16 protein-coding genes are annotated in these 18,806 nt (G+C 72.4%); 7 read left to right on the top strand and 9 right to left on the bottom strand.

Going from position 1 to position 18,806, the window contains the following annotated elements; translation table 11 throughout:
* The 9 genes from DW309_RS18600 to DW309_RS18560 form a co-directional block, all read right to left on the bottom strand.
* The coding region (locus tag DW309_RS18600) for a rhamnulokinase (RefSeq protein ID WP_136046227.1) at positions 1–1,331 on the bottom strand (1,331 nt) is incomplete at its 3' end.
* Position 1,332: 1 nt separating this feature from the next.
* Entirely contained in the window at positions 1,333–2,100 is a 768-nt protein-coding gene (locus tag DW309_RS18595) for an SDR family oxidoreductase (RefSeq protein ID WP_136046226.1), read from the bottom strand.
* Between the two features lie 58 nt (positions 2,101–2,158).
* Entirely contained in the window at positions 2,159–3,157 is a 999-nt protein-coding gene (locus DW309_RS18590) for an ABC transporter substrate-binding protein (protein ID WP_136046229.1), read from the bottom strand.
* Between the two features lie 51 nt (positions 3,158–3,208).
* Positions 3,209–4,291, bottom strand: coding sequence for an ABC transporter permease (locus DW309_RS18585; RefSeq protein WP_136028609.1), 1,083 nt, complete (start codon positions 4,289–4,291; stop codon positions 3,209–3,211).
* The gene (locus tag DW309_RS18580) at positions 4,288–5,133 is read right to left on the bottom strand and encodes an ATP-binding cassette domain-containing protein (RefSeq protein ID WP_136028610.1); all 846 of its coding nucleotides are present in this window, start codon (positions 5,131–5,133) and stop codon (positions 4,288–4,290) included. Before DW309_RS18580 ends, DW309_RS18585 begins: the two co-directional genes overlap by 4 nt.
* A gap of 3 nt (positions 5,134–5,136) precedes the next feature.
* Positions 5,137–6,546: an FGGY-family carbohydrate kinase gene (locus tag DW309_RS18575; protein ID WP_136046225.1), complete on the bottom strand. Its 1,410-nt coding sequence runs from the start codon at positions 6,544–6,546 to the stop codon at positions 5,137–5,139.
* Positions 6,543–7,589 carry a class I mannose-6-phosphate isomerase gene (locus DW309_RS18570; protein WP_136046224.1) on the bottom strand — a complete coding sequence of 349 codons (1,047 nt, stop codon included), beginning with the start codon at positions 7,587–7,589 and terminating at the stop codon, positions 6,543–6,545. The genes DW309_RS18575 and DW309_RS18570 overlap by 4 nt, the downstream gene beginning before the upstream one ends.
* On the bottom strand, positions 7,586–8,662 hold the full coding sequence (locus DW309_RS18565; protein WP_206251804.1) for a LacI family DNA-binding transcriptional regulator: 1,077 nt from the start codon (positions 8,660–8,662) through the stop codon (positions 7,586–7,588). Before DW309_RS18565 ends, DW309_RS18570 begins: the two co-directional genes overlap by 4 nt.
* A gap of 124 nt (positions 8,663–8,786) precedes the next feature.
* Positions 8,787–9,794, bottom strand: coding sequence for an aldose 1-epimerase family protein (locus DW309_RS18560; protein ID WP_136046223.1), 1,008 nt, complete (start codon positions 9,792–9,794; stop codon positions 8,787–8,789).
* A 152-nt stretch (positions 9,795–9,946) separates the two neighbouring features.
* Here DW309_RS18560 and DW309_RS18555 point away from each other — a divergent pair, with 152 nt between their 5' ends.
* The 7 genes from DW309_RS18555 to DW309_RS18525 form a co-directional block, all read left to right on the top strand.
* Positions 9,947–10,786, top strand: coding sequence for a class I fructose-bisphosphate aldolase (locus tag DW309_RS18555; RefSeq protein ID WP_136046222.1), 840 nt, complete (start codon positions 9,947–9,949; stop codon positions 10,784–10,786).
* The gene (locus DW309_RS18550; RefSeq protein WP_136046221.1) at positions 10,783–11,937 is read left to right on the top strand and encodes a Gfo/Idh/MocA family protein; all 1,155 of its coding nucleotides are present in this window, start codon (positions 10,783–10,785) and stop codon (positions 11,935–11,937) included. Before DW309_RS18555 ends, DW309_RS18550 begins: the two co-directional genes overlap by 4 nt.
* A gap of 31 nt (positions 11,938–11,968) precedes the next feature.
* Positions 11,969–12,997: a LacI family DNA-binding transcriptional regulator gene (locus DW309_RS18545; protein ID WP_240753285.1), complete on the top strand. Its 1,029-nt coding sequence runs from the start codon at positions 11,969–11,971 to the stop codon at positions 12,995–12,997.
* A gap of 9 nt (positions 12,998–13,006) precedes the next feature.
* Positions 13,007–13,768, top strand: a complete 762-nt coding sequence (locus tag DW309_RS18540) for a DeoR/GlpR family DNA-binding transcription regulator (RefSeq protein ID WP_136046220.1) — start codon at positions 13,007–13,009, stop codon at positions 13,766–13,768.
* 84 nt (positions 13,769–13,852) lie between these two features.
* Complete coding sequence (locus tag DW309_RS18535; protein ID WP_136046219.1) at positions 13,853–15,889, top strand: bifunctional aldolase/short-chain dehydrogenase; 2,037 nt, start codon at positions 13,853–13,855, stop codon at positions 15,887–15,889.
* A gap of 13 nt (positions 15,890–15,902) precedes the next feature.
* Positions 15,903–17,312: a rhamnulokinase gene (locus DW309_RS18530; RefSeq protein WP_136046218.1), complete on the top strand. Its 1,410-nt coding sequence runs from the start codon at positions 15,903–15,905 to the stop codon at positions 17,310–17,312.
* A gap of 200 nt (positions 17,313–17,512) precedes the next feature.
* Positions 17,513–18,806, top strand: a 1,294-nt coding sequence (locus DW309_RS18525; RefSeq protein WP_205812867.1) for an Ig-like domain-containing protein, incomplete at its 3' end; no start/stop codon positions are given.

Raw genomic sequence — 18,806 nt, 5'->3', positions numbered from 1 at the left:
GAGGCCTCGACGGGCCCGGCGATGACGGGAAGCCCGCTGCGGGCGGCGGTGCGGGCGCACAGCAGGGCGTTGCGCGCGCCGCCGCCGACGATGCGGATGCGCTCCAGGGTGCGTCCGCTCCGGCGGGCGGCGAGCGCGACGGTGTCGGCGTAGGCGACGGCGAGGCTGTCCACGATGGCGCGGACGAGGTCGGCCCTGGTGGACGGCGGCTCGGCCCCGCCCTCGACGCACGCCCGCACCAGCCGCGCGACCAGGTCGTCCGGGGCCTGCAGCGCGGGGTCGGCGGGATCGAAGAGACCGGGGTACGACGACCGGGCCGCCGCGTCGAGCAGCGCGGTGAGCATGTCGAGCGACGGCTCGGCCTCGCCGTCGGCGGCTGCCCACTCGCGCAGCGTCTGCTGCAGCAGCCACATGCCGCTGAGGTTCTTCACCAGCAGGGTGTCGCCCCCGGCGCCGATCTCCTGGGTGAAGCCGTCGCGGCGGGCGCGGTCGTCGCGCAGCAGCGCGGGCAGGGCCACCCCGGCCACCCCCCAGCTCCCGCTGGAGACGACACCGGTCCCCTCGTCGTCGGCGGCGGTCACGGCCATGAATGCGGCGGCGGTGTCGTGCGCCGTCACCGCGAAGATTGGCACCGAGTGCGCGGCGCCGATCGCCGCGGTGACCCGGGCGGTGGTGGGCCCGGCCGACGATCCCGTCGGCACCACGGGAGGGAGCCGGGCGGGAAGACCCGCGGCGAGCGCGGCCGACCAGTCCCCGGTCGCCCGGTCGAGCAGCGCGGTGGTCGAGGCGAGCGAGGGCTCGGCCCCCACCCGCCCGGTGAGCAGGTGCACGACGATGTCGGCGGTCAGCAGGATCGTGTCGTCGGGGTCGCCGATGCCCGCGGACTGGTCCTGCCGCAGCTGATGGGCCGTGTTGATGGCCTGGTCGAGCACCCCGGTGACGGCGTAGTCGGCGGCGAGGTCGCGGCCGGCGGAGGTGCGGGCGGCGAGGTCCGGGTCGGCAGCGCGGTGGTGCCGCACGAACGGACGCAGGGTGCCGTCGACGGTGAGCCGGGCGTAGTCCACGCCCCACGCGTCCACGCCGATGCCGCGCAGCTCCGCTCCCTCCTGCGCGGCGATCGCGACGCCCGCGCGGAGTCCTGCGAGCACGCCGTCGAAGAGCGCAGGCACGTCCCACCCGAGCCCCTCGGCGCGCGGCACCGGGGTGTTGGGGAACCGGGCGGCCTCCCGGACCTCCATCCGGGGCCCGTCCGGCGCGTCGGGGCGCAGCAGGCCGACCATGATGCGCAGGCTCGACGAGCCCAGGTCGACGGCGAGGTAGGCGGCCGTCATGTCAGATCGCGGTGTAGCCGCCGTCGATCACCAGCGTCTGCCCGGTGAGGTACGACGAGGCCGACGAGGCGAGCAGCAGGAGCAGGCCGTCGAGGTCGGCGGGCACGCCCATGCGGCTGGCCGGGATCATCGACACCCAGTCGGCGGCCAGCTCGGGGTTGGCCTCGGTGAACTGGCGGGTCATGTCGGAGAGGATGTAGCCGGGCGCGATGGCGTTGACCCGGATCGCGGGCGCCCACTCCACGGCGAGCGACTTCGCCAGCTGGTCGACGGCGGCCTTCGACGCGTTGTACGACGCCTGATGCTGGGGCACGTTGACCACCCGGCCCGACATCGACGAGATGAGGATCGCGGACCCCTCGCGGCCCTCCGCCCGCAGCGGTCGGGCGAAGGCCTGCGTGCAGTAGAACGTGCCGCTGAGGTTCACGTCGACGACCTTCGCCCACGTGCCGGGATCGACCTCGGTCGAGTCGCCCCAGATGGTGATGCCGGCCGCGGTCACCAGCAGGTCGGCGACGCCGAGCTCCTCGCGCACCGCCGCGAAGGCGCGCTCGACCGAGTCGGCATCGGTGACGTCGACCAGGGCGGCGGCGGTGCGGGCTCCGGTCTCGGATGCCAGCCGCGCGGCGGACTCCTCGACCTCGGGCAGCAGGTCCAGCAGCGCCACGCGCACACCGGCGCGGGCGAGGGCGGTGGCGAGCGAGTAGCCGATGCCGCGGGCGCCTCCGGTGACGACGGCAACCTTTCCGGCGAGATCAGGGAAGCTCATGGGGTCCTCTCGGGGGTGACTCCGGCGACCGGGGGATCCCCGGTCGCCGGAGGGGGTGTCAGCAGGTCGACTTGTAGACGGCGTCGGCGCCGTCGGTGTCGATGTTCTCCTTGGTGATGACCGTGAACCCGGTCTGGATCTTCTCCTCGGTGGCATCTCCCTCGAGGGCGGCGAGCGCCTGGGCGACGCCGTCCTTGCCGATGGTGGCCGGCTCCTGGGCGACGAGCGCCTGGACGACGTCGTTGCGGAGCGCCTCGACCTGCGCGGGTCCGGCGTCGAAGCCGACCACGGTCACCTCGCCCTGCTTGCCGGCCTGCTGGATGCCGGTCGCGGTGCCCTCGGCGGCGAACAGGTTGGCGGCGAAGATGCCGACGATGTCCGGGTTGGCCTGCAGCGCGGCGGTCACGATGCGGGCGGCCTCCGCGGGCTCGTTGTGCGAGTACTCGATGCCCAGCGACTCGAACTTCGAGTCCTCGGCGACGGCCTTCTCGAAGCCCTCACCGCGCGCGTCCGACGTGGAGATGCCGGGGTCGATCGAGACCACGAGCACCTTGCCCCCCTCGGGGTGCGCCTTCTGGATGGCCTCGAACGCCGCGGCGCCACCGCCCTCGTTGTCCGACGCGATCTGGGAGACCGCCATCGACGGGTCCTCCAGGGTGGTGTCGACGAGGACGACCTTGATGCCGGCGTCGGCCGCGGCCTGGATGGGCGCCTGCATCGCGGTCACGTCGGTCGGGGCGATGAGCAGCGCGTCGGGCTTGGAGGCGACGAGCGCGTCGACGATCGGCTTCTGCAGCGTCGGGTCGAACTTCTCCGGGCCCTGCACCTGCACCGTCGCTCCGGCCTCCTTGGCCGCTTCTTCGATGCCGCACTGCATGGAGATGTAGAACTCGTCTCCGGCCACGCCCTGCACGAACGCGATGTTGTAGCCGTCGTCGCCGCCGCTCGAGCCGCCGTCGCCGCCCGCGTCTCCGCCCCCGCCTGCGCAACCGGCGAGGATGAGCGTCGCGGACGCGCCGAGTGCGGCGATGCTGATCGCTTTCCTGTTCCACTTCATTGTGATCACCGTTCTTCTCTTGACTGTGTGTGGATGGTGGTGGGCCGGGCGTCAGGTACGCCGGCCCCCGCTGACGAACTTGCGCCAGAGGCTCTGGGAGTTGCCGCGCATGGCGGCCGACCGGCGGACCTGGTCGACGTAGACGGCGGTGATGAGCACCGCGCCGACGGCGACCTGCTGCCAGAACGGCGGCACACCGGTGATGACGAAGCCGTTCTGCAGCACCGCGGGGATGAACAGGCCTACGACGGTGCCGACGATGGTGCCGACGCCGCCGAAGAGGCTCGTGCCGCCGATGACGACCGCGGCGATCACGTTGAGGTTGGTCTGCGACTGCCCGGCGATCGCGGTGGTGGAGAACTGCGACAGCGAGAGGATGCCCGCGACGCCGGCGAGACCGCCGGAGAGGGTGTAGATCGCGATGAGGTGGCGGTCCACCTTCACGCCCACCCGTCGCGCGGCGAGCTCGCTCGATCCGACCGCGTAGGTGTGCAGGCCGAAGCGGGTGAAGTGCAGCACCACTCCGCCGATCACGATGATCACGAGGGCGATGACCGAGATGGTGGGGATCGTGCCGAGCACGTTGCCGTAGCCGATGGTGGTGGTCAGCACGGCGGGCACCTCACGGATGTCGACGCCGCCGGTGAGGATCTGCGCGAGGCCGAGCGACATGCCCAGCGTTCCGAGCGTGACGATCAGCGGTGGGATCTTCGCCTTGGCGATGAGGAACCCGTTGAGCAGTCCCCAGCCGATGCCGCAGGCGATCGCGACGAGGATGCCGACCACGGCCGTGCCCCAGCCCGCCCCGCCGATGGCGCGCATGACCATGGCCGAGACGACGCCGGAGAACACCAGCACCGAGCCGATCGACAGGTCGATGCCGGCCGTGATGATCACGTAGGTCATGCCGACGGCGAGCACGGCGAGGATCGAGGCGTTCTGGATGATCAGCCGGAAGTTCGACCACTGGGCGAACGTGTCGGGTGCCAGCAGGCTGAACACGACGACGATCGCGATCAGCACGAGCAGGATCTGGAAGGCCTGGGCGCGGAGCAGGTTGCGGAAGTAGCCGTTCTTCGGCTCCTCGAGGGTGCCGATCGCCACGGTCTCCGTGGGGGGCTTCGTCGTGCTCATCGGTTCGGCTCCTTGTCAGCGGCGGAGGTCTCGGCGACGTCGCCTTCGGGGGCGACGTCGGCCACGGGCGGGGCGGCGTCGCGGGTCACGGCGCCGGTCATGAGGCCGACGAGCTCCTCCATGGAGGTGTCGGCGGCGGGGATGTTGGCGACGCGCGTGCCCAGGCGCAGCACCTGGATGCGGTCGGAGACCTCCATGACGTGCGGCATGGAGTGCGAGATGAACACCACGGCGATGCCCTTGTCGCGCACCCGGCGGATCGTCTCGAGCACGTTCTGCGTCTGCCGCACGCCCAGCGCCGCGGTGGGCTCGTCGAGGAACACCACGCGCGAGGCCCAGTGCACGGCGCGGGCGATGGCGATGGCCTGCCGCTGGCCGCCCGACATCTCCCCCACCGGTGAGGTGAGCGAGCGCACGGTGGCGCCCAGCTCGTCGAAGGCGGCCCGCGACTGGGCGCGCATCTCCTTGGTCTTCATGAAGCCGAGGGCGCCGGCGACGCCGGTCTGGCGCAGCTCGCGGCCGAGGTACATGTTCTGCACCGGATCGAGGTGGGGCGCGAGCGCGAGGTCCTGGTAGACGGTCTCGACGCCGAGCGCGCTCACCGCGGACGGCGTGGACATGTCGGCCTCTTCGCCGTCGAACAGGATCGTGCCGGAGTCGACGGCGAGGTTGCCCGAGAGCGCCTTGACGAGCGTCGACTTGCCGGCGCCGTTGTCGCCGATGAGGGCCGTCACCTCCCCCGGATACACCTCGAAGTCGACGTCGTTCAGCGCGCGCACGTGGCCGAACTGGCGCGAGAGTCCGCGCGCCTGGAGAACCGGAACCGTAGAACTGAGCGACATGGGTCAGCTCCTTCCCTTGCTGTTGTCGTGATCGGAGTGGCCGGAGCGGAACGCCGCGGCCACGCTCTCGAAGTCGGTGCGGGTGCTCGCGGCGAACGCGGCGAACAGCGCGGCTCCGTAGGCGGTGGCCTCGTCGTGCGTGGCGACCGTGACATCGGGCAGCACGAGTCGGCGCGCGCGGACGACGCTCGCCATGCTCGACCAGCCCCCGGTCAGCACGGTCGAGGTGGGCGGCGCGACCTCGCGGTCCATGACCTCCATGAGCTCGGCGCACATGTCGTTGCCGTGCAGCAGCGTCGCGGTGAGCAGTTCCGCCGGGTCGAGGCCGTCGCCGTTCGCGACGACCTTCAGCTCGCCGTCGTCGTTGCGGGCACCGCTGACCGCGAGGGCCCCGTCGGCGAGGGCGCCGGTGACGGGCAGTGCCATCACGGCTTCATCGATCCGCGCCCGGCCGGCGGCGTCGGCGATGCCCAGCAGCTGCAGCACGCGCCGCATGAGCAGACCGGACTTCGTGCCGGCGAGCAGCACGTATTTGCCCGGCAGCACATGACGCACGGTGTTGATGCCGGCGAGGGCGAGCCGTTCGCGCGCGTCGAACGGCAGCGGGCCGTCGAGCACCCGCACCAGCGCCTCGGCCGTGCCCATCGAGTCGTACAGCTGTCCGCTGTGGACGGCGCCCACCGCGACGGCGGAGACGAGGTGGTCGTGGCCGGCGACGGTGAGCACGGCGCCGCGGAAGCCGTCGGGCATGGCGTCGTCCGAGAGGATGCCCACGGCGCTGCCCGCGCCGACGCGCTCCGCGAGCAGGTCGTCGCCCACGCCGAGCACCTCGAAGGCGGCGTCCCACGGGGTGCTGTCGTCCTGGTCGAGCAGCCCGGTGCGCGACGCCAGGGAGTACTCGGCGACGCGGGGGCCGCCGAGGGCGTGCACCACCAGCTCCGGCACGGTGAGGAAGGTGCGTCCGCGCAGGTCCACCCCGGACTCGCGCAGGTGCAGGATCTTGGCGATGGAGGCCAGCGGGCCCACCGGCAGTCCGGTCCGTCCGAGGAACTCCGCGCGGAAGGCGTCGGGGGTGGCGAGGATCTCGGCGGCACCGCGCGGGTCGAACCAGGCCATGACGGGCGCCGCGGGCTCTCCGGCGGTGTCCAGCAGCACGCCGGCCTCGGCCATGCCCGACACCCCGAGCGCGAGCACGCGGTAGGGGCCGTGCACGCGCAGCAGGACGTCGGCCTCGTGGGCGAGCTCGCGGACGGTGTCGACGGCGACCGCGGCGGGCATCTCGGCGCGGCCGTGCTCACGGCTCGTCCACGGCGACCGGCGGCTCGCGACGAGCACCTGGCGTCCGTCGGTGTCGGCGACGAGGAGCTTGATGCTGGTCGATCCCATGTCGACCCCGACGACGTAGCCGTTCATCGGATCCCGGTCCCGGTGAGCGTGGTTGGCCATCCCGCGCCCGGCTCGGCGACGAGCACGCGCGCGTCACCCGCGAGGTGCCAGGCGCCGAAGGCGTGCGGCACGGCGAAGGCCTGGCCGTGCGAGACGGCGATCCGGCCGGACGCCCCGACCAGCTCGCCCTCCCCCTCCTGCACCAGCACGACGCCGAAGCCGGCAGGGCGCTCGGTCGAGACGTTCCCGGCGACGGCCGCGTCCCAGAGGCGGAAGAAGGGGTCGGCGGCGGCGGGCAGGAGCGAGCGGAAGCGCGGGCCGGCGGGCGTCGTGCCCGCGTCGCTGATCAGTGCGGCGAGCTGCTCGGGGGCGAGGCGGTCGGCCGAGACGGCGGGCATCACGGCGTCGAAGCCGAGGTCCAGGTGCGACTCCTCGCGGGTCGAGGTGGTGACCGACCACTCCAGCAGGATGGAGAAGTCGGTGGGCTCCTGCACCTCGGCGACGAAGATGCCGCCGTCGATGGCGTGCGCGGTGCCGGCGGGCACGAGGATGCCCATGCCCTCGCGCACGACGACGCGGTTCATGTGCGCGAGCATCCACTCGCTGTCCTGGGCGTCGCGGCGGCGGTCCAGCTCGGCCCGGTCGAGGTCGGTGTTCCAGCCGAGGTGCACGGCGCTGTCGGCCTCGGTGTCGAGCACGAACCACGCCTCCGTCTTGCCGTACGGGCAGGCCAGGTGGCTCGTGGCGAACGCCCGGTCGGGGTGCACGTGCACGGGGAGGCGCTGCCGGGCGTCGAGCAGCTTGACCAGCAGTCCCACGTCGCCCGCGTCGGCTCCGCTCCCCGGGCCGGTCCAGGCCGCGGGGTCGGCGGTCACGAGGTCGCGCAGCGGGGCGCCGTCGGCGGTGACCGCGAGACCGGTGTCCGGCGTCCCGAACCGCGACACCGTCGCGCCCAGCCACTCCTCGGGCTGGTGGTCGGTCTCCGGCTCGATCCCGCGCAGCGCCGCGATGCGGTCGCCGCCGCGGTAGAAGTGCTGGACGGGGTTGGGCGGCAGCAGGACCGGGTTCATCGCAGGTCTCCGATCGGGCGGGCCGATGCGTCGCGCTCGGGGGCCATCTCGCCCGAGCCGCGGGCGATGAGGCGGGTGGGGACGACGATGTGCTCCGGCTCGGCCTGGGGGTCGGCGCCGAGCTGCATCAGCCGCCGGAACGTCGCCTCGCCGATCAGCCGGGGGTCCTGGTCGACGCAGGTGATGCCGGGGGTGAACACGTCGGCGAACTGGAAGTCGCCGAACGAGATCAGCGCGGGCATCGGCACGCGGTCGGCACTGAGCACGTGGATGGTCGCGATGGCGGCGGGGCTGGTGGCGCAGAAGAGGGCCGTCGGCGCGTCGGGGCGGGCGAGCAGCTCGCTGATCGACCGCTCTTCGCGGTGGCGGCCCTGCGCGATGATCAGGCTCTCGTCCACCTCGACCCCGGCCTCGGCGTGGGCGTCGCGGTAGGCGCTCAGGCGCTCGAACACGGTGGGGTACGGGATCTCCTCGCCGATGAAGCCGATGCGGCGGTGCCCGCGGGAGAGGAAGCCGCGGACGGCTTCGAGCGTGGCGCCGTAGTCGTCGACGACGATCGAGTCGATGCCTTCGCGCGAACGGTCGACGCAGATCACCGGGAACCGCTGCCGCAGCGCCGCGAGCTCGGCGGACTCGATCGCGAAGGGCGAGATGATGAGCCCGCGCAGGCGGTCGCCGGTGAGACGTTCGAGCTGTTCGCGCTCCTGTGCGGCGTCGTGCACGGTGCTGGCGAAGAGCACGTTGAGGCCCTCGGCGACGGCGAGCTCCTCGACGGCGCTGACGAACGCGGCGAAGAACGGGTCGGAGATGGCGTCGATAAGGATGCCGATGGTGTCGGTGTCGCCGCGCTTGAGCGACCGGGCGCGACGGTCGGGCACGAAGCCGAGCTCGAGCACCGCGGCGGCGACGCGTTCGCGGGTCTCGGGAAGCACGCCGCTCTCGCCGTTGACGACGCGCGAGACGGTCTTGATGCTCACGCCGGCGAGCTGCGCCACGTCGGTGATGCGCGCCCGGCGGCGCCCGTCACGCTGGGTGCCCACCGTCGCGCTCGACTCGTCGCGCTCGTGCTCCATTGCCACCTCGACATCGTTGTCATCGTTGAATCCGCGGCCATCGCGAGTTCGATGGGAACATCATGCGACCGGGTCGACAACGTTGTCAAGCGCCGATTCGAACGCAGCCCACCGCTGCGAGCGGTCACGCGCCGGGCATCACCTCGACGTCGACGCCCAGTTCGAGCACCCCGCCGGGCGCCAGCGGGCGCAGCAGTCCGCGAGCCCGCGCATCGGCCCGGCCGAGGATCGTCGGCACGGTCGCCGGCTCGATCCCCAGGACGACGTGGCCGCGCTCCTCGGCGACGCGCCACTGGAACAGCGCCGGCAGGCGTGCGGTGTCGACGGCGATGCGGACCGCCGCCCCGCGCGGGCTCGCGACGACGATGTCGACCCGCTCCCGAAGCGGCAGCTCGTGGCGGAACACCTGCTCGGGATACGACTCCGCCGGGGCCGGGAACCGGTCCCACGAGCCGAGGCCCGCCCGCGCCTGCGCGTCCCGGGGCTCGACAGCGGTCGCCGGCGAGTGCAGCACGGTCCCCTCGTCGACCAGCGGCCAGCCGAGGTTGAGGTGGTAGAGCACCATGGGCTCCACGGCGGCCGCCCCGCGGTTGACCACGTGGTCCTGCACCCGGACCAGGCGCGACCCGATCGGCGTGCTGATGCGGCGCCGGAGTTCGAGGTGCACCCCGAAGACCTCGACCTCGCGGACCGTGCCCTCGACCACGACCTCGCGGTCGGTCACCTCGGTGCGCGTGACCTCGGCGCGCAGCGACGAGTATCGGCCGTGCAGCGGATGCGCCTCACCCTCGTCGACCGACGGCGCTCCGAAGCTGCGCAGTCCGCAGGTCGTCAGCAGCCCGCCCCCGAACGACCGGAGCCAGCCGTCGTCGTCCGGCCCGGGGACGATCGGGGGGAATCCGGTCGCCGAGGTCCACGCGAAGGGCATGCCCGCGACCCGCAGCTGCCCCAGGTCGAGGCCGCGATCGGGCAGGACCTCGAGGTCGAGGTCGCCGTTGACGACCCGGATCCGACGGCTCCCCGCATCCGGTCCGTCAGTCCGCAGCGACGACTCCACCGTCACGGCCTGCCCGCGGTGTCCGAGCCGTCGCCAGGCCTCGTCGATCGGCGCCCCGTACAGCTCCGCCACCATCGCCCGCCCTTCTCCCGCGCCGTCCTGGCGCGCGTGCGGCCACCGTAGCAGGCGCTCGTCCGGCCCGGATCGTCGCGATTGACAACGTTGTCTCGTCTCTGCATACTGATCGTGCGCATCGCCGCGCCACCCTCACGCAGAGAGCACCATCGATGACGAAGCCTCGCCTCCACCGCCTGTTCCACGCCCGCTCCGGTCGCGCCCTCGACGTGGCCGTCGACCACGGGGCCTTCCACGAGCACTCGTTCCTCACCGGCATCGAGGACATGGCCGCGACCGTCCGCACACTCGTCGACGCGGGCCCGGATGCGATCCAGCTGACGCTCGGACAGGCCCCCCTGCTGCAGTCCGTTCCCGGCAAGCAGAAGCCGGGCCTCGTGCTGCGCACCGACATCGCCAACGTCTACAACGACCCGCTGGAGTCGCCGCTGCACTCGATCCACGTGCCCGACGCGATCGAGGTGGCGGTGCGGCTCGACGCGGTCGCCGTGTGCGTGAACCTGCTCGACCTCCCCGGCCACCCCGAGGTGCGCGAGCAGTGCATCCGGTCGATCCTCGCGCTGCGCACCGACGCCGAGCGCTACGGCATGCCCCTGATGATCGAGCCGCTGGTGATGCAGACCCGGGCGGGCGCGGGGGGTTATGCGGTGGACGGCGACACCGCCAAGATCGTCACGCTCGTGCGGCAGGCCAGGGAGCTCGGGGCCGACCTCATCAAGGCCGATCCCACCGACGAGATCTCCGACTACCACCGCGTCATCCAGGCCGCCGGCGACACCCCGGTCCTCGTGCGCGGCGGCGGACGCGTCGACGATCGCACGCTCCTCGAGCGCACGGTCGCCGTCCTCGCGCAGGGTGCCCGCGGCATCGTGTACGGCCGCAACGTCATCCAGCACGACGACCCCCGGGGCATCACCGCAGCCCTGATGGCCGTGGTGCACGACGACGCCTCGGTCGACGACGCGCTCGGCCTGATCGGAGCCGCGCGATGAGCGGGCGCCGCGTGAACGTCGGCATCATCGGCGGAGGTCTGATGGGCCGAGAGATCGCGGCGGCCCTGCGCCGCTGGCCCGCGCTCGTCGACCACCCCGCCGACCCGCAGCTCGTGGCGGTGTGCGACATCAACCCCGCGGCCCTGGAATGGTTCGCCGGGATCGACACCGTGCGCCTCACCACCACCGACCACCATGAGCTGCTGGCCGATCCCGACATCGACGTGGTCTACATCGCCGTCCGCCACGACCTGCATGAGCAGCTCTACGTCGACACGATCCGGGCGGGCAAGGCCCTGCTGGCCGAGAAGCCCTTCGGCATCGACGGGGCCGCCGCCGACGCAATCCTCCGGGCGATCGACGAGACCCCCGGGTCGTTCGTACGGGTGTCGAGTGAGATGCCGTACTTCCCCGGCGCCCAGTGGGCGGTCGACTACGTGCGCTCCGGGGCGCTCGGTCGCATCGTCGAGGCGCGCTGCGCGTTCCTGCACGCCAGCGACCTCGATACGGCGAAGCCGCTGAACTGGAAGCGCCAGCAGCGGTTCTGCGGCGAGGCCGGGGTGCTCAACGACCTCGGCATGCACACGTGGCACGTGCCGCTGCGCCTGGGCTGGATGCCCGAGACCGTCAGCGGCGTGCTGCAGGACATCGTCACCGAACGGCCGGGACCCGACGGCACCCCGCAGCCGTGCGACACCTGGGACAACGCCGTCCTGCACTCGTGGGCGACGCACGAGGGGGCGCGGTTCCCGCTCACGACCGAGACCAAGCGGATCGCCCCCGGCGAGAAGAACACCTGGGAGTTCGAGGCGATCGGCATGGAGGGCGCCGTGCGCTTCAGCACCAAGAACCCCAAGGAGGTGCAGGTGTTCGCGCTGATCGACGTGCCGGGGGTCGGGCGCGAGCAGAGCTGGCAGCGCATCGACGCCGGCAGCCAGTCGGTGTGGCCCACGGTGACCGGGCCGAACTTCGAGTCGGGCTTCTCGGATGCGATCCTGCAGATGTGGGCGGCGTTCCTCGCCGAGCATCAGGGGCTCCTCGGCGACGGCTTCGGCACCGTGCGACCGGAGGAGGCGGCCGCGACGCATCGGATCTTCGCGGCGGCCATCGCCTCGCATCAGTCGGGCGCGGCCGTCGCGCCGCGCGGGTGAACGGCGCGCACGCTCCTATCGTGGAGAGGTGGTGAGCGGAGGGCGCACGATGCGCGGCAGCGGCAGGCCGACGATGAACGACGTGGCCGCCGCGGCGGGGGTCAGTCTGAAGACCGTCTCGCGCGTCATCAACGCGGAGCCCAACGTCGACCCCGCCCTGGCCGACCGCGTGCGCGAGGCCATCGACCGCCTCGGATACCACCGCAACGCCCTCGCGGCGAGCCTGCGCTCCGGCACCAACGACACCATCGGGTTCCTCGCCGCCGACCTCTCCAACTCCTTCTCGATGGGGATCGCCGCGGCCGTGTCGGCCGTCGCGTCACAGCGGGGTCTGCACGTCCTGATGGCCTCCAGCGAGGAGGATCCCGCCGTCGAGCGCCGCCTCGCCCTCGACCTCTGCCAGCGCCGGGTGGGCGGGCTGATCCTGGTCCCCGCCGCGACCGATCACGGCTACCTGGCGCCCGAGGTCGCCCACGGCACGCCGGTCGTGTTCCTCGACCGCCCGGGCGACGGCATTCCCGCCGACACCGTGCTGCTCGACAACCGCGGCGGTGCACGCGCGGCGGTCGCCGAACTGCTGGGCGGGCATGAGCGGATCGGGCTCCTGCTCGACGCGACGGAGATCTACACGATGCGCGAGCGGCTGGCCGGGGCCGAGGAGGCGTTCGCCGCCGCGGGCCGCGCGCTCGATCCGTCGCTCCTCGTCACGGGCATCCACACCCCGCAGGACGCCGCGGCTGCCACGGCGCGCCTCCTCGACGGCCCCCGCCCGCCGACCGCCCTGTTCTGCGGCAACAACCGCGCGACGGTCGGAGCCCTCGAAGAGCTCACGCGGCGTGACGCCGACGTCGCGGTGACCGGCTTCGACGACTTCGAGCTGTCGTGGATGCTGCCGCGGCCGCTGCGCGTGGTGGCCTACGACGTCGCCGCGCTGGGCGCCCTGGCCGCCACCACCCTCCTCGACCGCATCGCGGGGGACGCCGCCGCGCCACCCGCCCTCCACCTCGTGCCGACCACGCTCGTCGATCGCGGCGGTCGGCAGCGCACGCCCACCGGCTAGATTCCCGGTATGGCTCTTTCCGGAAACCTCGACGCTCAGCGCCGCCGCGACGAGCTGGTCGCGATGGCCGAAGGCCCCGAGGGCGTCTCGATCGACGGGGCAGCGGAGCTGTTCGCGGTGTCGTCGATGACGATCCGGCGCGACCTCCTCGAGCTCGAGGCCGAGGGGCGGGTGCGACGGGTGCGCGGCGGGGCGACCGCGGCTCCCCGCGCCCGGCCCTTTGACGCCCGGCGCAGCATGCGGGCGAGCGCCAAGAGGGTGATCGCCGAGAAGGCGCTGCACCTGGTGCCGGCCGCCGGGACGGTGGCCCTCGACGCGTCGACGACGATCAGCACGCTCGCCGCGGTGCTCGGACCGCGCGACGCACTCGCCGTGTACACCAACGCCGTCGAGACCTTCCAGCTGCTGCAGCCGCGGGAGGGGGTGACCGCGGTGCTGTCGGGCGGCACCGCCGAGCCGACCACGGGCAGCCTGATCGGACCCCTCGCCCTCCGCAGCCTGCAGGCGGTGTACTTCGACGTGTTCTTCGCCTCGGCCGATGCCCTCGACGAGGGCGACGGCTCCTCCGAGGTGTCGGTGGAGGAGGCCGAGGTCAAGCGGGCGCTGGCCGCGCAGGCGAGCACCACGGTGCTCTGCGTCGATGCGACCAAGCTGGGTCGTCGGTCGGTCGCCCGCGCCCTCGAGCCCGCGCAGGTGGACGTGCTGATCACCGATCTCGATCCGGCGGATGAGCGCCTCGACCCCTTCCGGGGGATCGCCGAGGTGCGCTGACCCTTGGTGCTCGCGTCAGATCGTGTTATCTTTCACAGGACTTAACAGCGCTGCGGCGCTCCCCCGATGGTGCAGGAGATCGTCATGACCAACCCGACCGCCGCCGAGCTAATCGCGCGGAGCAACCGTCTGGGCGCAGACCCGAAGAACACCAACTACGCCGGGGGCAACACCTCGGCCAAGGGCACCGAGATCGATCCCGTCACCGGGCAGCCCGTCGAACTGCTGTGGGTCAAGGGCTCGGGCGGCGACCTGGGCACCCTCACCGAGAGCGGCCTCGCCGTGCTGCGCCTCGACCGGATGCGGGCGCTCGTCGACGTGTATCCCGGAATCGACCGCGAAGACGAGATGGTCGCCGCGTTCGACTACTGCCTGCACGGCAAGGGCGGGGCAGCCCCCTCCATCGACACGGCCATGCACGGACTCGTCGACGCGGCACACGTCGACCACCTGCACCCCGACTCGGGCATCGCGATCGCGACCGCCGCCGACGGCGAGGCCCTGACGACCGCGATCTTCGGCGACCGCGTGGTGTGGGTGCCGTGGCGGCGCCCTGGTTTCCAGCTCGGACTCGACATCGCCGCCATCAAGGCGGAGAACCCCGCCGCGATCGGCTGCATCCTCGGCGGGCACGGCATCACGGCGTGGGGCGACACCTCCGACGAGGCCGAGGCGAACTCCCTCTGGATCATCGACACCGCGGCGGCGTACCTCGCCGACCACGGCCGCGCCGAGCCGTTCGGTCCCGTCCGCCCGGGGTTCGAGGCGCTCCCCGAGGCCGACCGTCGCCGTCGGGCCGCGGCCCTCGCCGGCACCATCCGCGGCATCGCCTCGACCGACAAGCCGATGGTGGGACACTTCACGGACGACGCCGTCGTGCTCGACTTCCTCGCAGCCGAGAAGGCGCCCGCCCTCGCGGCCCTGGGCACCAGCTGCCCCGATCACTTCCTGCGCACCAAGGTGAAGCCGCTGATCCTCGACCTGCCCCCCACGGCGACCGTCGACGAGCAGATCGCGCGTCTGCACGAGCTGCACACGCAGTACCGCGCCGACTACCGGGCCTACTACGACGCGTACGCCACCCCCGACTCCCCCGCCATCCGCGGCGCCGACCCGCTCATCGTGCTCGTGCCCGGCGTGGGCATGTTCTCCTACGGCGCGAACAAGCAGACCGCGCGCGTCGCCGGCGAGTTCTATGTCAACGCGATCAACGTCATGCGCGGCGCCGAGGCGGTGTCGAGCTACGCCCCGATCTCCGACGCCGAGAAGTTCCGCATCGAGTACTGGGCGCTGGAGGAGGCCAAGCTCCAGCGGCTGCCGAAGCCGAAGACCCACCAGGGTCGCATCGCGTTCGTCACCGGCGCCGCCTCCGGCATCGGCAAGGCGATCGCGACCCGATTGGCCGCCGAGGGCGCCTGCGTGGTCGTGGCCGATCTCGATCTCGAGAAGGCGCAGGCCGCGGCCGCCGAGCTCGGGAACACCGACGTCGCGATCGGCGTCGCCGCGAACGTGGCGGATGCCGAGGCCGTGCAGGCCGCGCTCGACGAGGCCCTGCTCGCGTTCGGCGGCGTCGACCTGGTCGTCAACAACGCGGGGCTCTCCCTGTCGAAGCCGCTGCTGGAGACGACCGAGAAGGACTGGGACCTGCAGCACGACGTCATGGCCAAGGGCTCGTTCCTGGTGTCGAAGGCCGCGGCCCGTGTGCTGATCGATCAGAAGCTCGGCGGCGACATCATCTACATCTCGTCGAAGAACTCCGTGTTCGCGGGTCCGAACAACATCGCCTATTCCGCGACCAAGGCCGACCAGGCCCACCAGGTGCGGCTGCTCGCGGTCGAGCTCGGCGAGCACGGCGTGCGGGTCAACGGCATCAACCCCGACGGCGTCGTGCGCGGCTCCGGCATCTTCGCGTCGGGCTGGGGCGCCAACCGTGCCGCCACGTACGGTGTCAAGGAAGAGGACCTCGGCCAGTTCTACGCCAACCGCACGATCCTCAAGCGCGAGGTCGTGCCGGAGAACGTCGCCGATGCCGTCTACGTGCTCACCGGACCGGAGCTGAGCCGGACCACCGGCCTGCACATCCCCGTCGACTCCGGCGTCGCCGCCGCGTTCCTGCGATGAGGGTCACCGGCCGATGAACGACACGAGGGTCAGGGCGGTGGCCGCGGTCGACCTGGGCGCGACCAGCGGCCGGGTCATGATCGGGCGCATCGGCCCCGGGGTGCTCGACCTGGAATCCGTCTCGCGGTTCCCGCACGGAGCGGTGGAGCGTGTCGACGGACTGCACTGGGACTTCGCCGCCCTGTACGAGCACGTGGTGGACGGGCTCGCCGAGGCCGTCCGCCGCGAGCCGTCCATCGAGAGCATCGGGATCGACTCCTGGGCCGTGGACTACGGGCTGCTGCGCGACGGCGAGCTGCTCGGGGAGCCGTTCCACTACCGCGACCGCCGCACCGCCCGTGGCGTGGCCGAGGTGCATGGCGAGGTGCCCTTCGCGGAGCTGTACGAGCGCAACGGCCTGCAGTTCCTGCCGTTCACCACGCTGTACCAGTTCCGCGCCGACCCGCGTCTCACGGAAGCGGACACGGCTCTACTCATCCCCGACCTCCTCGCGTACCTCCTCACGGGCCGGCGCGTGGCGGAGCGCACGAACGCCTCCACCACCGGCCTGCTCGGGGTGCGGTCGGGCGAATGGGACACCGAGCTCGCGGTCAGGGCGGGGATCCCGCCACGGCTCCTGCCCGAACTCGTCGACGCCGGCACGGTCGTCGGCACGCTGACCCCCGGGGTCGCGGCACGCATCGGTGCGAGCCTGCCCGTGGTGGCGGTGGCCTCGCACGACACCGCGTCCGCCGTCGTCGCCGTTCCGCTGGAGTCGTCCTCGTCCGCGTTCATCTCGTGCGGGACCTGGGGCCTGGTGGGCGTCGAGCTGCGCGCACCCGTGCTCACCGACGACGCGCGGGAGGCGAACTTCACGCACGAGCGCGGAGCCGACGGCCGGTATCGCTTCCTGCACAACGTCACGGGGCTCTGGCTGCTCAGTGAGACGGTGCGCGCGTGGGAGGCCGAGGACGGTGCGCCGATCGCACTGCCGGAACTCCTGGCCGCGGCGTCGGCCGTCACCGACCAGGTCCCGGTGTTCGACGCGAACGACCCGTCGCTGAGCGCGCCGGGAGACATGCCCGCCCGGATCGCCGCCCTGCTGCCGCAACCGGCGCCGTCGACGCGTGCGGCGTTCGTGCGCTCGATCATCGAGTCCGTCGCCGCGGCGTTCGCCGAGGCGGTGCACACGGCCGCCGAGCTCTCCGGCCGCAGTCTCGACCGCATCCACCTGGTCGGGGGCGGCGCGCTCAACGACCTGCTCTGCCAGGCGACCGCCGACCGCTCTGGCCTCCCGGTCCTCGCGGGCCCGGTCGAGGCGACCGCCCTGGGGAACGTCCTGATCCAGGGCCGCGCACTCGGTGCGACCCGCGGCACGCTGGAAGACCTTCGCGCCCTCGTCGCCGCCACGCATCCCCCGAAGGTCTTCGCGCCCGGCGCCTGATCCGAACGGCGAAAAGGGGCGGTTCCTTTCCCGTCGGAGAGGAACCGCCCCTTGTTCGTCGCACCGCTGGTGCTTTCGCGCCTGCCGAGCTCGGCCCCTCCGCGAGCTCGACGGGCTCGACCCTCCCAGCCATAGGGTAACATGCTACGCGTTAGTGTCACCACTCGCCTCTCCGGGGCAGCGCTCACGAAGGACAATCAATGACGAAGACCAGATACTCGCGCGCACTCGCCGCCACCGGCGCCTCCACCGCACTGCTCGCGTGCTCCCTCGCTGCGGCGTCGGCCGCCTCGGCGGCGACCATCGACGGAGCCATCACCAGCGCGGAGGTGGTGCAGAGCAGCGCCGACGCCGGATCGGACGTGCAGATCGACCTCGCGTGGAGCGTCCCCGACGACTCCCGCGCGGGCGACACGTTCACGCTGCAGCTCCCACCCGAACTGCTCGCGCTCACCCAGGGGTTCGCCCTGACCGACACCGATGGCGCCGAGGTCGCGGAGGCGTCCCTCTCCCCCGAGGGGCTCGCGACCTTCACCCTCACCGACTACGTCACCACGCACCCGCTCTCCGTGCACGGCACGGCGCACTTCTGGGCCGAGTTCCAGACCACGCAGACCGGCACGACCGTGCCGATCACGTTCACGGGTGACGGGGGCGTCACGTTCGACGATGGCATCGAGGCCACGGGCGTTCCGGGCATCGACCGCACCGCCCCCAGCAAGGCCGGCGCCTGGACCGACCTCGCCGATCAGGGCACGACCCACCCGCAGGGTGCCCTCCAATGGACCGTGGCCTCACCCCGCGGCCCGTTCTCCTCTCTCGTGTTCGACGACCCGGCACAGCCCGGCCAAGAGGTCGATTGCACGTCGCCGATCCTCGTGCGGCACACCTCGACGGCGGATGCCGACGGCTTCCTCACCGATCTCGTGCCGGTGGACGCCGGCGACTACACGGTCGACTGCACCGCCCAGCAGCTCACGGTCACGATGGGCCGCGCCGTGGCCGACGGCGAGATCGTGCAGGTCAAGTTCCAGAACAGCGTGACCGACCCGTCGCTCGACGTGTACCGCAACACCCTGTCGGTCACGGCGGACGGCGAGTCCTGGAGCACGCCAGGATCGGTCCGTCGCCTGAGCGCCGGCGGCGAGGGCGCCGGCACCGGTGTGGGACAGCTGGCGATCACCAAGACGGTCGAGGGGGCCGGGACGCCGACGGGGCCGTTCGCCGTCGTCGTCGACTGCCAGTGGGCGGGGGAGTCGGCACCCGACTATCCGCGCACCCTGACCTTCACCGGTGCCGAGACGCAGACCCTCACGGCACCGGTCTCCAGCGTGTGCACCGCCACCGAGACGGAGAACGGCGGCGCGGCGAGCGTCGCCGTCGGCCCAGCGGCGACCGTCACGGATGAGGCCGCGGGTACGGCGGAGATCGTCGTCACCAACACCTTCCCGGCGGCCCCGCCGGTGGACCCGGCCGACCCCGGCACTCCGGCCG

This window comes from Microbacterium sp. K41, from assembly GCF_004794395.1.
In the GTDB taxonomy this organism is placed as follows: Bacteria; Actinomycetota; Actinomycetes; order Actinomycetales; family Microbacteriaceae; genus Microbacterium; species Microbacterium sufflavum.
This window is presented reverse-complemented; position numbering and strand designations above follow the sequence as displayed.